The sequence below is a fragment of the Haemophilus sp. HMSC061E01 genome (assembly GCF_001810345.1).
GTDB lineage: Bacteria > Pseudomonadota > Gammaproteobacteria > Enterobacterales > Pasteurellaceae > Haemophilus_D.
The window spans coordinates 302,012-316,224 of sequence record NZ_KV801015.1 but is presented as its reverse complement, the minus strand read 5'-3'; the positions used below and the strand labels follow the sequence as shown (position 1 = coordinate 316,224).

The following is a 14,213-nucleotide window of genomic DNA, read 5'->3' as shown; positions in this document are numbered from 1 at the left end:
GTCGTCAGAATTAGGAACGGGCTAGCATTAATTCAATGCGAGATCCAACACGTTGAGCTTGATCGGCTAATACGCCTACCCATTCGATGATTTTATATAAGAACATCACATCAATAGGGTTATAACGACTTTCAATCGTGTAGAGCATTTTACGCAATTTAATTTGCATTTGATCCGTATCGTCTTCAATGCTGTCTAGCTCTTGAATCATATGGTTCACTAACTTTAATTCACGGCCTTTAAAACCGGTTTCAAGTAGTTTATCCATTTCTTCAATCACTAAATGAGCTTGATGAATAGAATCTAAACTACGTTGAACATAATGCAAAAATTCTTCCTGCATTTCTTCAGGAATGCCAAATTGGCGACCAATCATACGACCAGCAATATCTTTAGCATAGTTAGCTAATTTGTCTTGTTGGGTGACTAATTCAAGTAAATCGGTACGATCAATGGGTAAAAATAAACCGCGAGGCAATTTCAAACGGATTTCGCGTTTTAAACTATCTGCTTCACGTTCACATTGAGAAATGTCTAGACGTGTTTTTTCCGCATCATCCCATTGTTTTACAAAGGTATGTTGGAAGAATGGAATTAATAAATCACAACATTCAGTCACTTTGTCAGAATGTTTCTGCAGTGGTTTTAAAGGAGAATGGGCAAATAATCCGAGAATATTATTCATTGCCATAGGTGTTTTACTCCATAACAAGGGTTAAAATTTCGGTTGCATATTACCTGATTTTATAAGGAAATACACGAAAAAGATCTTGATTTGTATAAAAATATATGTATATTTGAACAGTTAAAAATAATAAGGAAAAATAAAATGAGTAATGAAGTTGAATTAAAGCTTGCAGTTACCTCTGATGCTTTCGATACCTTAAAAACACATCTCAATCAATTCAAAATCTTAGAACAAAATACTGTCTTCTTAGGAAATACCTATTTCGATTATCCCGATCATTTTTTGGCTAAACAAAAAATGGGATTGCGTGTCCGTCAGGAAAATAATGATTTTACCCTCACTTTAAAAACAGACGGAAAAGTGGTTGGCGGATTGCATAGCCGTCCAGAATACAATTTATCTATACCTGATAATTCAGTACCTACAACAGCACAATTAACGTCATTGTATCCATTTGAAAATTTGCCTTCCGCTACATTGCAACCGATTTTCTCAACAGATTTTAACCGCACTTTTTGGTTAATTGCGTTTGGAGCATCAAAAATTGAAGTAGCTTTTGATCAAGGGAAAATTTTATCAGGGGAAAAACCACAGCCTATTTGTGAAATTGAATTCGAATTAAAAGAAGGGCTCGTTTCAGATCTTTTCCATTTTGTCTCACTTTTACCTTTTGAACAGGATGTTTATTTTAGTTCAGCAAGCAAAGCAAAACGAGGCTATCAATTAGGTAGCAAACCACTGCTGATTGATTGGTTAAATAAATGGCGTGATTTCTTAAAAGAGGAAAGAGAGGGAAGTGCGGTAGATTCTCGCCAGAAATTAAGTGCTGTCATGAAAATGGAACAGCAATTAATTGAAGAAACGCTTTCATTCCCAACAGATGTGTTTGCTTTCGATTTTATGAAAACCGTTGAACGTGTGGGCGCATTTTTCAATCTTTATCATTATTATGATGACAACAAAACCTTGTTTGAAAAACTGGAAGGAAGTCAATCAGCTGAGTTATTAGCAAGTAATCAATTTTTCCTTAATGAAATAAAACGCTTGATTACCTTTCATAGTGAAACAAAAGATAATGCTCAAACCATTGAGAAGTTAAAAGTATTACTAAAGAGTCGTGCGTATTTTGAAAGAATGCTTGGCTTAATGATGTTGATGGCGTAAAACGGGTTCTCTAAAGGATAGTAAAAATGGCAAAAGCTCCTAAAACCGCTTATGTATGTAATGATTGTGGCGCTGAATTTTCGCGATGGCAAGGGCAATGTTCTGCCTGTAAAGCGTGGAATACGATTAGTGAAGTGCGGTTAATTTCAGCCTCAAATTCCACAAAAAATGATCGTTTTAGTGGGTATGCAGGAGAAACTCGCGCAAAAATCCAAACGCTTTCTGAAATTAGCTTACAAGAAACACCGCGTTTCACCAGTGGATTTAAAGAATTAGATCGCGTGCTAGGTGGCGGGATCGTGCCAGGGAGTGCTATTTTAATTGGTGGGCATCCTGGTGCGGGTAAAAGTACCTTGTTACTTCAAGTAATGTGCGGATTAGCGAAAAATATGACCGCACTTTATGTGACAGGGGAAGAGTCACTTCAACAAGTCGCCATGCGAGCTAATCGCTTGAATCTGCCGACAGATAAATTAAATATGTTATCTGAAACATCGGTTGAGCAAATTTGTAATCTGGCGGATCAGCTGAAACCTCAAATTATTGTAGTAGACTCGATCCAGGTTATGCATCTTTCGGATATTCAATCTTCTCCAGGAAGTGTGGCACAAGTGCGTGAATGTGCCTCTTTCCTTACTCGTTATGCGAAAACTCGACAGGTCGCTATCATTATGGTTGGACACGTCACGAAAGATGGCACCCTTGCCGGTCCAAAAGTATTGGAACATGCCATTGACTGTTCTTTATTGTTAGAAGGGGAGGCAGATTCCCGTTTCCGTACGTTACGTAGCCACAAAAACCGTTTTGGTGCGGTGAATGAGCTGGGTGTATTTGGTATGACTGAGCAAGGTTTGCGCGAGGTGAAAAATCCATCAGCAATTTTCTTAAGTCGAGGCGATGAACAAACACCAGGTAGTTCGGTCATGGTACTTTGGGAAGGCACTCGTCCGCTTTTAGTGGAAATTCAAGCCTTGGTGGATCATTCCATGCTTGCAAATCCGCGTCGTGTGGCGGTGGGGTTAGAGCAAAATCGTTTAGCCTTATTGCTTGCGGTATTGCATCGCCATGGTGGATTACAAATGTCGGATCAAGATGTTTTTGTGAATGTCGTTGGCGGTGTAAAAGTCGGGGAAACCGGGGCAGATCTTGCGTTATTACTCGCATTAATTTCGAGTTTCCGTAATCGCCCGTTACCACAAGATTTAGTTGTCTTTGGTGAAGTAGGGTTAGCGGGTGAAATTCGCCCGGTGACCAGTGGTCAAGAACGTATTAGTGAAGCGGCAAAACATGGATTTAAACGTGCGATTGTGCCTTTCGCCAATAAGCCGAAAAGTGCGGTCGAAAATATGGAAGTTTTTACGGTGAAAAAACTCGCTGATGCACTTGCCATTTTGGATAATTTCTAAAAAAACGTTGTCCTATTGTTGTCTGATTACTGAAAGTTTTTGATAAATTAGATAGAATATGCGCCGTACATAAGGAAAGGTTATGGAAAAGAAATTAAATAAAGCGTTGGATAGCATTGATATCAAAATCTTAAATGAATTACAACGCAACGGTAAAATCTCTAATATCGATTTATCAAAGAAAGTGGGGTTATCGCCAACGCCTTGTTTAGAAAGGGTAAAACGCCTAGAAAAACAAGGTGTAATTATGGGCTATCGTGCACTACTAAATCCTGAATTACTGGATGCCCCTTTATTGGTGATCGTTGAAATCACTCTTGTGCGTGGTAAACCGGATGTTTTCGAAGAGTTTAATGCCGCGATTCAAGCACTTGATGAAATTCTCGAATGTCATTTGGTATCAGGTGATTTCGATTATTTACTCAAAACACGTGTAGCAGATATGGCGGCATATCGAAAATTATTAGGTACCACATTATTGCGCTTACCCGGTGTGAATGACACCCGAACTTATGTCGTCATGGAAGAAGTGAAACAAACTAATTATCTCGTACTAAAATAAAAATGATTAAGCGAATTACAAAACGATTTACACCGAAACAATATTTAGCAGAATTATTACTCGGATTGACCGCACTTTTAGGTTTATATTTAATCGTGGCATGGTCAAGCTATACGCCATTAGATAACTCTTGGTCTACAGCAAGTTTTCAAACTGAAACCATCAATAAAGCCGGTGCTTTTGGTGCTTGGCTAATTGATGCGTTTTTTGTTTTCCTTGGTTATGTAGGTCACCTCATTCCGTTTGTCATTTTCATCGTACCGATTTATTTACTGAAAACCAAAGCGGTTCATTCTCTCTCGGCCACCCGCATTGCATTACGTTCCTTTGGCTTTATAGCCCTCATCGTTGGCTTAACTATTATGGCAACCTTGTTGCTTTCAAATACGAACTACTATTTAGCTGGCGGCGTATTTGGTGGTAGCTTAGTGGTAAATTTATATCCTACGCTCGGTAAGTTTGGCTGTATTTTAGTGGGCTTTATCTGCGCAGTTGTAGGCTTTATTTTCTGTTCCGGTGCATCATTAATTCGTTTAATTGTGAAATTCTATCATTGGTTAACGATGAAAAATCAACCGGCAGAAGAAGAGCAGGCAGAGCATACTTCTGTGGATGATCTTGAACAAATTGTGATTGAAGCACCTCAACAACTCGCTTTTTCAGATTCTCAATTGGAAACTGAATCTACAGAAAATGAGAAAGAGGAGACGACTGAGAATACCTTTGTTAAGCCTGAACAGCTAATTAATATCAGTGGGTTATCCTCACCAAGTGCTTCAGAGCCTGCAGATGTTGAAAAATTAGAAGATAAGTTTAAAGGCTTCACTGTTGAATCTGACAATTTACCGAATGTATCTATTTCTGCTACTTCTTCCGTTGAATTACCGACAAAAGAAGATTTTTCAGCCACATGGAAAAATCCGCAAGTGAATCATCAAAGTGTGGATGAGTCAGATGATATTTTTGAAGAAAATGTGATGCCAAAAGTGTCACTTAAAACACCTGAAAATACAACCGCACTTTATCCAACTTATGATGAGTCTTTAGAATCAGAAAATGATGGTTTAGAAGATGAATTAGCGCGTCAGTTTGCTGCACAAGAGCAAGCACGTATACAAGAAATGGAAGTACGTGCAAAAGCCTCAAATGCTGAAGATGCATTGAAAGTGATCTTAAATGAACCGGCAGTTTCAGCACCTAAAGAACGTGAAATTCATATTGAGAATGCAACTGAAACCACTTATAAGCCGTATTCTGATACGCTTATTCACCCCGCATTCCAACAACCAACGAATAAACGTGAAAAACCGACGACGCCATTGCCAAGTTTAGATTTACTTGAGCATCGTCCAACGCAGGCTCAAGACATTACGCGTGAAGAAATTTTAGACACATCCGCTCGTATAGAACAACAATTAAAGAATTTTAATGTCAAAGCTACGGTACAAGATGTGTTAGTAGGGCCAGTGGTCACTCGATATGAGCTTGAATTACAGCCAGGTGTAAAAGCATCAAAAGTCACCAGTATTGATACCGATTTAGCTCGTGCGTTGATGTTCCGCGCGATCCGTGTGGCAGAAGTGATTCCAGGTAAACCTTATATTGGTATTGAAACACCGAATGCTCACCGTCAAATGGTGCCATTACGTGATGTACTCGATAGCAATGAGTTCCGTTCATCAACATCATTGCTTTCAATGGCTTTAGGTAAAGATATTAGCGGAAAACCTGTTGTAGTTGATTTGGCTAAAATGCCTCACTTGCTTGTGGCAGGTTCAACAGGTTCGGGTAAGTCTGTTGGTGTGAACACCATGATTTTAAGTTTGCTTTTCCGCGTAACACCAGATCAAGTGAAATTTATTATGATTGACCCGAAAGTGGTTGAGCTTTCTATCTATAACGATATCCCACACTTGCTTACCCCAGTGGTGACGGATATGAAAAAAGCGGCAAATGCACTGCGTTGGTGCGTAGAAGAAATGGAACGTCGCTATCAATTATTGTCCGCCTTACGTGTGCGTAACATTGAAGGATATAACGAAAAAATTGAAGAATATGAAAAACTCAATATGCCAATTCCAAACCCAATTTGGAAGCCAGGCGATACAATGGATAAGATGCCGCCTCCATTAGAAAAATTGAGTTATATTGTTGTGATCGTTGATGAGTTTGCGGACTTAATGATGGTTGCGGGTAAACAAATTGAAGAGTTAATTGCGCGCTTAGCACAAAAAGCTCGTGCAATTGGTATTCACTTGATTTTAGCCACACAACGCCCATCAGTAGATGTGATTACCGGTTTGATTAAGGCTAACATTCCAAGTCGTATCGCCTTTACTGTAGCAAGTAAAATTGACTCTAGAACGATTCTGGATCAGGGCGGTGCAGAGGCCTTATTGGGTCGTGGTGACATGTTATATTCAGGTCAAGGTTCTTCGGATCTCGTTCGTGTACACGGTGCCTTTATGAGTGATGATGAGGTGGCGCGTGTGGCAGATGATTGGCGTGCACGTGGTAAACCAAATTATATCGATGGTATTTTAGACGGCGCGGATGATGAAGACTCAGGTGAAAAATCAACTGCAAGTAGTGGCGATCTTGATGCATTATTTGATGACGTCGTTGAGTTTGTCTTAAGCACAGGCAATACATCAACTTCTTATGTTCAACGTAAATTTAGTGTTGGGTTTAACCGAGCAGCTCGAATTATGGATCAGCTGGAAGAACAAGGCATTTTAGGCCCAATGAAAAATGGAAAACGAGAAATTTTGGCTCGACGTTCCGAATATTAATTCTCTTAAGTTTCACTTTACAAAAAGGAAAGTAGAATGAAAAAAATATTATTAAAAATGACCGCACTTACAGCACTTTTAAGCGCAAGTAGTTTTGCTTTTGCCGATGCGGCAGATGAGCTGCAAAATCGCTTAAATCAAGTGACAGTATTGAGTGCTGATTTTGCTCAAACGGTGACGTCTGTTGGCGGTAAAAACGTTCAACAAGGAAGTGGAAAACTTCAAATTAAACGTCCAAATCTTTTCCGTATGGATACCAAATCACCGCAAGAAACACAAATTATTGCAGATGGTAAAACCCTTTGGTATTACGATCCATTCGTGCAACAAGTTACCGCTCAATGGGTGAAAGACGCGGTAAATAATACCCCTTTCGTGCTTTTAACCAGTAACGATAAAAGCCACTGGAATCAGTATTCAGTGACTCAGAATGCAGATACCTTTGTGCTAAAACCAAAGGCAAAAAATAGCAATATTAAACAGTTTGATATTCGTGTAGATACAAATGGTGTATTAAAAAATTTCAGCACCACAGAAAAAGATGGTCAAACCAATCTTTATGTGTTGCGTAACATTACAAATCAAACACTAGCTGATAGCTTATTCCAATTTAGCGTACCAAAAGGCGTGGAATTGGATGACCAACGTAAAGGTAAAAAATAATTCATAAGGTGTAAATGATAATCTTCACACCTTTTGCTTATTAAGGAAAGAATATGTCTAATCTTAATTTTGATTTTGCTGAAAATGACTTTCGCCCTTTAGCTGCTCGTATGCGCCCAACTAATTTGGAACAATATTATGGGCAGACGCACTTAATTGGGGAAGGAAAGCCGCTTCGTAAAGCAATTCAAGCAGGGCATGTTCATTCTATGATTCTGTGGGGACCGCCTGGTACAGGTAAAACAACGCTGGCGGAAATTATTGCTCATCGTATCAATGCAGAAGTTGAACGAATTTCAGCGGTGACAAGTGGCGTAAAAGAAATTCGAGAATCAATTGAGCGAGCGAAACAAAATCGACTTGCAGATCGCCAAACGATTTTATTTGTAGATGAAGTGCATCGTTTTAACAAAAGCCAACAAGATGCGTTTTTACCCCATATTGAAGATGGTACGATTATTTTTATTGGTGCAACAACGGAAAATCCTTCCTTTGAATTAAATAATGCATTGCTTTCTCGTGCGAGAGTTTATCTCCTTAAATCATTGACAGTGGCTGAAATCGAACAAGTTCTGCAACAAGCCATTTCTGATCCTGAGCGAGGATTAGGTAAAGAGCGTTTAGTTTTAGAAGAGAATTTGCTACAGGTTTTAGCTGAATATGTGAATGGTGATGCTCGCCTGGCTTTAAATTGTCTTGAACTGATGGTAGACATGGCTTCTGACACCGAAAACGGTAAGAAATTAGACCGCACTTTGTTGAAAGAAGTATTAGGTGAACGACAAGCGCGTTTTGATAAACAAGGCGATCGTTTTTATGATTTGATTTCTGCTTTACATAAATCAATTCGAGGTTCAGCAGCAGATGCAGCACTTTATTGGTATGCACGAATTATCACAGCCGGTGGAGATCCCCTTTATGTAGCACGACGTTTATTAGCGATTGCCTCAGAAGATGTGGGTAATGCCGATCCTCGCGCAATGCAAGTGGCTCTAGCGGCTTGGGATTGTTTTACGAGAGTGGGCGCTTATGAAGGAGAGCGAGCTATTGCGCAAGCCATTATTTATTTGGCTGTAGCACCGAAGAGTAATGCGGTTTACAACGCATTTAATGCGGCAAAACAACATGCAAAAGAGTTTCCTGATTTTGATGTACCGCCTCATTTACGTAATGCGCCAACGGCTTTAATGAAAGAATTGGGCTATGGCGCTGAATATCGTTATGCACATGATGAACCTAATGCTTATGCCGCTGGAGAAAATTACTTCCCACCAGAACTGAAAGATACTCAATATTATTTCCCAACTAACCGTGGTATGGAAATTCAAATTAAAGAAAAGCTTGAGCGTTTACAAGAGCAAGATAAAAACGCATCAAAAAAACGCTATAAATAATTTTTCTAGTATGGTAAATATAAAAAAGTGCGGCTAAGTTTGGCCGCACTTTTTGTTATCACTTAAAAACGCATTATTTTGCTGCTTTTAACTCTTGGTAATACTGTTCGTAATATTGAATCGCATCACCTACATCATCTTGCCAGTGGCTTTTTTGAAGAATTTCAGCTGTTGGATAAATTGATGGATCTTCAGTGATTTCTTTTGGAAGTACTTTTTTCGCTTCAAGGTTAGCTGTAGGGTAACCGATCGCTAAAGTCAATTTTTCCGCTGCTTTTGCACCTAACAAGTAGTTAATTAATTTGTGTGCGCCATCTGGGTTTTTAGAGGTTTTAGGAATCGCTAAAGTATCAACCCAAAGAACAGGCCCTTCTTTTGGGAACACCATATTTAATGGTGCTTGTTCTTTTTTCGCAATACGTACAGAACCATTCCATAACTGACCTAATTCTACTTCACCAGAGATGAAAGAGTTTGCAGGGTTATCAGAATTGAAAGAAAGTACGTTTGGACGTAATTTCAATAACTCTTCATAAGCTTGCTTGATAATTGCAGGATCTTTGGTGTTTGGATCTTGACCAATTTTTAATAATGCAATATTGAATACTTCACGCGCATCATCCAATAATTGGATTTTGTTTGCGTATTCTGGTTTCCAGAAATCACCCCAAGACGTGAAGTCAGAAGCTTTATAGGTATTGGTATTAAATGCAATACCTGGCGCACCTAACAACTGAGGAAGTGAGTATTTATTGCCTTTGTCATAAGGTTTGTTGAGCCAATCAGGGTCTAATTCTTTGATAACAGGTAATTTACTGTGATCTAATTCTTGTAGCATACCCTCGCGTGCCATTTTAGATACGAAGTAGTTAGATGGTGCAATAACATCATAACCGCCTGCATCACCTTGGGTTTTCATTTTGGCATACATCGTCTCATTAGATTCAAGACTTGCTACAATAACTTTGATACCAGTTTCTTTTGTGAAGTCATCTAAAAGACCATCTGGTACGTATTCAGTCCAAGTATATAAGTACACAGTATTATTTGCTGGAGCCTGTGCTTTTGTTGCATCAGACTTGGCTTCTTTGTCGTTACAAGCAGTTAATGTAGCGGCAACTAAACCGGCAGTAAGCAAACCTGCAAATTTTTTCATTTTTGTTTGTTCTCCGTAAAAGAGGGGTAAAAAACCACCTGCATTAATGCAGGTATAAAAAAACGCCTTGATTGTGCGTCAAGGCGTATTTTATTTGATCTTAAAAGATTTGTGAAACCTTTTTATATCAATGTTTAATGATTATTTTTGCGTGTAACTAATTGACTTAAAATTACTAATCCTAATGAAAGCACGATCATAATCGTTGCTAACGCATTTACTTCCGGTGTTACCCCTGTTTTTACAAGTGAGAAGATACGCAATGGTAGGATCTCATAGCTTACACCACTTACGAAAGAGGATACAACAACATCATCTAATGAAATAGTAAAGCTTAATAACCAACCTGATACTACCGCGGGTAAAGCAAGTGGTAGGATAATTTTACGTAAAATAGTGACTTCGCTAGCACCTAAATCTTTTGCTGCTTCAAGCATTCTTGCATCAAAGCCATTTAAGCGAGAGAAAATTGTCACGGTAACATAAGGTAGACAGAATGTTACGTGCGCCAATAGTAATGACCAGAAACCTAACGAAATCCCTACAACCATGAATAAGGCAAGTAGAGAAACCGCCATTACGATATCTGGAGACATCATGACGATAAATAACATACCGCTTACGGCTTGTTTACCGCGGAAACGATAGCGGTAAAGCGCGATAGCAGTTAAACCACCCACAATAGTCGCTAACGTTGCGGCAAAGAAAGCAATAGTGACAGAGTGGAACGCAGCTTGGATTAAGGTATCGTTATTAAATAAACGCTCATACCAGTTCCAACTAAAACCTTTCCAACTTAAACCATAACGGTCTTCGTTGAAGGAGTTAGTCACCAAAATAATAATTGGGATATACAAATAAGCGTATACCACAAACATAAAAATATTACGCAGTAAACGACTCATTATTCTAACTCCACTTTCTTATTCAACAATTTATTTGCACGATAGTAAACGAAAATCAACAATGCCATTAAAATGGTTAAACCGATGCTGATTGCCGAACCGAATGGCCAGTTACGGGAAATTAAGAATTCACTCTTAATCACGTTACCAACTAATAATACTTTCGCACCACCAAGTAAGTCTGCTACATAGAACATCCCCATTGCTGGTAGTAATACTAATAAACAACCTGCAACAATACCTGGCATGGTTAGTGGCAAAATAACGCGGAAAAAACGTTGAACAGCATTAGCACCTAAGTCTCTTGCCGCTTCTAATAAACGTCCGTCTAATTTTTCAATAGCAGAGTAGAGCGGTAGAATCATAAATGGTAAAAGGAGATAAACTAAACCAATGATTACAGCTACTTCGGTATTTAAAATACGAATAGGCTCACTTAAAATGCCCATATCCATTAACATGGTATTTAACACACCTTTCACACCAAGGAATACTTTCATCCCATAGATACGAATAAGTGAGTTTGTCCAGAATGGTAATACCACGAGGAACAACAAAAATGGACGATATTTTGGATTAATTTTGCTGATCATAAAGGCAAATGGATAGCCAATGAGTAAGCAAATAATCGTCGCGATGCCAGACATATACAATGAGTTCCACACTACCTGCGCATAAAGTGGATTAAACAGGTTCGTGTAGTTATCTAAAGTAAATGGCAAAGCATAAAAGTCGCTACCATCTCGGGTTAAAAAACTTACGGTTAAAACCAATAAGTTTGGAATTAGCACAAAGAAGATTAACCAACTGAAGATAATTGCAACAGTAATTTTCTGGAATTTATTATTGATTATCTTCATCGTTGAGTACAACCTCCCAACCTTCGTGCCATGTAATACCTACACGTTGACCAACACTGTGATCCATATGCGGGTCATCTTCGTTAAAGAATTCACTCACTAATACGCGTTTACCGTTGTGATCAAATTCTACTGTAGACTCAAGTGTCATCCCTTTATAGGTACGATCCACAATACGGCCAATAATTGCATTTGAGTGTTCATTTTCGTCAAGCTCCTCAATCACAATATCTTCTGGGCGTAATAATACTTGCAATTTTTGACCTTTTTCAGCAGAGATACTGGTGTGAATATCACATACACGACCTTCTACGTTAGCAAGTAGCTCATCATCAGATTTACGCTCAATGACAGTTGCATCAAATACGTTGATTTCACCAATGAAGCGAGCGACGAATAGGTTAGCTGGATCTTCATAGATTTCACGTGGTGAACCATCTTGTGCAATTTTACCTTTACGTAATAAGACGATACGGTCAGACATGGTGATCGCTTCTTCTTGATCATGGGTAACGAAAATAAAGGTAATACCAAGTTGACGCTGTAATTGTTTAAGTTCATTTTGCATTTGTTTACGTAACTTATAATCCAGCGCAGATAAAGATTCATCAAGTAGCAACACTTTTGGCTTATTCACAACAGCACGAGCAATCGCGATACGTTGTTGCTGACCACCAGAAAGTTGAGCTGGTTTACGGTCGGCCATTTCCTCTAATTGCACCATACGCAATGCATCCAGAACGCGAGGTTTAATTTCACTTTCTGCCACTTTTTGCATACGCAAACCAAAAGCCACGTTATCAAAAATAGTCATATGCGGGAATAACGCATAACTTTGGAATACGGTGTTAATGTGGCGTTTTTCTGCCGGAACATTAGTAATATCTTCACCGTCCAAAATAATATGACCTTCATCTAACTCTTCTAAACCCGCTAATAAACGCAATACTGTAGTTTTACCACAGCCGGATGGGCCAAGAATTGTGACGAATTCACCGTTATTAATGGTTAGATTAAAATCATTAATAATTGTGTTAGAACCATAGGATTTTTTGATTGAACGAAGCTCAATAATAGGCTTTTGAACCAGATTTTCCACTAGCTTTGGTTTTCTCCCTAATTTCACCAATTTAATCGGTACTGAGTAGAAATGAACCTGCAAAAATGATGCAGGGGCGACATAAAATTGAAACGCTATGATATAGCGAATTGTTAATGATGAAAAGGATTTAATCACGTTTTTAGGAAAAATTTTATTGAAATACTGACCGCACTTTTTTCAGAAAATTTTATAACTCTCCACTTTCTTGTTATATATCAAGAACTGTAACGAATTTTGGGATTAGACTAACGCTGATATAAAGGAGAATTTTAAAATGGAAGAACATTATAATGAATTATTACAGCGATTTTTAACTTATGTCGCATTTGATACGCAATCTAAATCGTCTGCAAAACATTCGCCAAGTTCAGCAGGGCAAATGAAGTTAGCTTTGCACTTACAGAAAGAATTGATTGAACTTGGTTTACAAGCTGTCAATGTGACTAAGCATGCCGTTGTCACGGCTTATTTACCCTCAAATCATCCTGATTTCACACACACTATTGGTTTTATTTCCCACCTTGATACCTCACCACAATGCAGCGGTAAAAATGTTCAACCTGAAGTGATTGAAAATTATCGGGGAGGAGATATTGCATTAGGTTTAGGGGATGAGTTTATTAGTCCTGTGTATTATCCATTTTTACATCAGCTTATTGGCAAAACCTTGATTGTAACAGATGGAACCACTTTACTTGGTGCAGATAATAAGGCCGGAATCGCAGAAATTATGACCGCACTTTCTGTCTTGCAACGGGAAAATATATCACATTGCAATATTCGGGTTGCATTTACGCCTGATGAAGAAATTGGCTTAGGAATGCATTATTTCCCATTGGAGGATTTTCCTTGTGATTGGGCATATACCATAGATGGTGGAGAAGTGGGTGAGTTAGAGTATGAGAACTTTAATGCCGCGACGGCAAAAATTACCTTTAAAGGTCGGAGCATTCATCCTGGTTATGCTAAAAACAAATTAGTGAATGCGCTTACGTTAGCTTGTGAGTTTCAACAAGGTTTTCCAAAAGATGATGTCCCTGAAAAAACATCGGGTAAAGAGGGTTTTTTCCATTTAGATGATTTTAAAGGGGATATTGAGAAAGTTGAGCTACATTATCTCATCCGAGATTTTGACCAAGCTAAATTTGAGCAACGTAAAGCGTTTATTTATCAACTTGTAGAAAAATTTAATAGAGAGAAAAGCCTGAAAGACCCCGTGGAATGTGTCATTGAAGACAGTTATAAAAATATGTATGACACAGTCAAAAATGTTCCACAGGCGATTAAACTTGCTGATGCAGCAATGAAAGCTTGCGGTATTACACCAAATCACAAACCAATACGGGGTGGAACCGATGGCGCATTTTTAGCGGAAAAAGGATTAGCTTGTCCAAATATCTTTACTGGTGGCTATAATTTCCATAGTAAACATGAATTAGTGACCCTTGAAGGGATGGAAAAAGCCGTCGAAGTGGTCATAAAAATAGCAAACTGTAAAGATTTGTAAATTAGTGTAAAGAA

12 protein-coding genes are annotated in these 14,213 nt (G+C 38.6%); 7 read left to right on the top strand and 5 right to left on the bottom strand.

Going from position 1 to position 14,213, the window contains the following annotated elements; translation table 11 throughout:
* Window positions 1-10: 10 nt before the first annotated feature.
* A complete protein-coding gene (locus HMPREF2732_RS07425; protein WP_049372644.1) occupies window positions 11-691 on the bottom strand; it encodes a TIGR00153 family protein in 681 nt (226 codons plus the stop codon).
* Window positions 692-829: 138 nt separating this feature from the next.
* Here HMPREF2732_RS07425 and HMPREF2732_RS07420 point away from each other — a divergent pair, with 138 nt between their 5' ends.
* From HMPREF2732_RS07420 to HMPREF2732_RS07395, 6 genes are all read left to right on the top strand, one after another.
* Window positions 830-1,852, top strand: coding sequence for a CYTH domain-containing protein (locus tag HMPREF2732_RS07420; protein ID WP_070592285.1), 1,023 nt, complete (start codon window positions 830-832; stop codon window positions 1,850-1,852).
* A 26-nt stretch (window positions 1,853-1,878) separates the two neighbouring features.
* On the top strand, window positions 1,879-3,258 hold the full coding sequence (gene radA / locus HMPREF2732_RS07415) for a DNA repair protein RadA (protein ID WP_049380993.1): 1,380 nt from the start codon (window positions 1,879-1,881) through the stop codon (window positions 3,256-3,258).
* Window positions 3,259-3,340: 82 nt separating this feature from the next.
* Window positions 3,341-3,820, top strand: a complete 480-nt coding sequence (gene lrp, locus HMPREF2732_RS07410; RefSeq protein WP_005695827.1) for a leucine-responsive transcriptional regulator Lrp — start codon at window positions 3,341-3,343, stop codon at window positions 3,818-3,820.
* A 2-nt stretch (window positions 3,821-3,822) separates the two neighbouring features.
* Complete coding sequence (locus tag HMPREF2732_RS07405) at window positions 3,823-6,612, top strand: DNA translocase FtsK (RefSeq protein WP_070592284.1); 2,790 nt, start codon at window positions 3,823-3,825, stop codon at window positions 6,610-6,612.
* A 36-nt stretch (window positions 6,613-6,648) separates the two neighbouring features.
* Window positions 6,649-7,275 carry an outer membrane lipoprotein periplasmic chaperone LolA gene (gene lolA, locus HMPREF2732_RS07400; RefSeq protein WP_070592283.1) on the top strand — a complete coding sequence of 209 codons (627 nt, stop codon included), beginning with the start codon at window positions 6,649-6,651 and terminating at the stop codon, window positions 7,273-7,275.
* A gap of 53 nt (window positions 7,276-7,328) precedes the next feature.
* Window positions 7,329-8,669, top strand: coding sequence for a replication-associated recombination protein A (locus HMPREF2732_RS07395; protein ID WP_065244858.1), 1,341 nt, complete (start codon window positions 7,329-7,331; stop codon window positions 8,667-8,669).
* A gap of 73 nt (window positions 8,670-8,742) precedes the next feature.
* Here HMPREF2732_RS07395 and HMPREF2732_RS07390 read toward each other — a convergent pair whose 3' ends face one another.
* The 4 genes from HMPREF2732_RS07390 to potA all read right to left on the bottom strand — a co-directional run bounded on the left by HMPREF2732_RS07390 (window position 8,743) and on the right by potA (window position 12,689).
* Window positions 8,743-9,825 carry an extracellular solute-binding protein gene (locus tag HMPREF2732_RS07390; RefSeq protein WP_070592282.1) on the bottom strand — a complete coding sequence of 361 codons (1,083 nt, stop codon included), beginning with the start codon at window positions 9,823-9,825 and terminating at the stop codon, window positions 8,743-8,745.
* A 134-nt stretch (window positions 9,826-9,959) separates the two neighbouring features.
* A complete protein-coding gene (potC, locus tag HMPREF2732_RS07385) occupies window positions 9,960-10,730 on the bottom strand; it encodes a spermidine/putrescine ABC transporter permease PotC (RefSeq protein WP_005695832.1) in 771 nt (256 codons plus the stop codon).
* Complete coding sequence (gene potB / locus HMPREF2732_RS07380) at window positions 10,730-11,590, bottom strand: spermidine/putrescine ABC transporter permease PotB (RefSeq protein ID WP_014065179.1); 861 nt, start codon at window positions 11,588-11,590, stop codon at window positions 10,730-10,732. Before potB ends, potC begins: the two co-directional genes overlap by 1 nt.
* Window positions 11,574-12,689 carry a spermidine/putrescine ABC transporter ATP-binding protein PotA gene (potA, locus tag HMPREF2732_RS07375; RefSeq protein WP_014065180.1) on the bottom strand — a complete coding sequence of 372 codons (1,116 nt, stop codon included), beginning with the start codon at window positions 12,687-12,689 and terminating at the stop codon, window positions 11,574-11,576. Before potA ends, potB begins: the two co-directional genes overlap by 17 nt.
* A 277-nt stretch (window positions 12,690-12,966) precedes the next feature.
* On the opposite strand from potA, the gene pepT reads away from it, so the two are divergent.
* Window positions 12,967-14,199 (top strand): peptidase T, encoded by a 1,233-nt coding sequence (pepT, locus tag HMPREF2732_RS07370; RefSeq protein ID WP_049384974.1) that lies wholly within the window; start codon window positions 12,967-12,969, stop codon window positions 14,197-14,199.
* Window positions 14,200-14,213 lie beyond the last annotated feature (14 nt).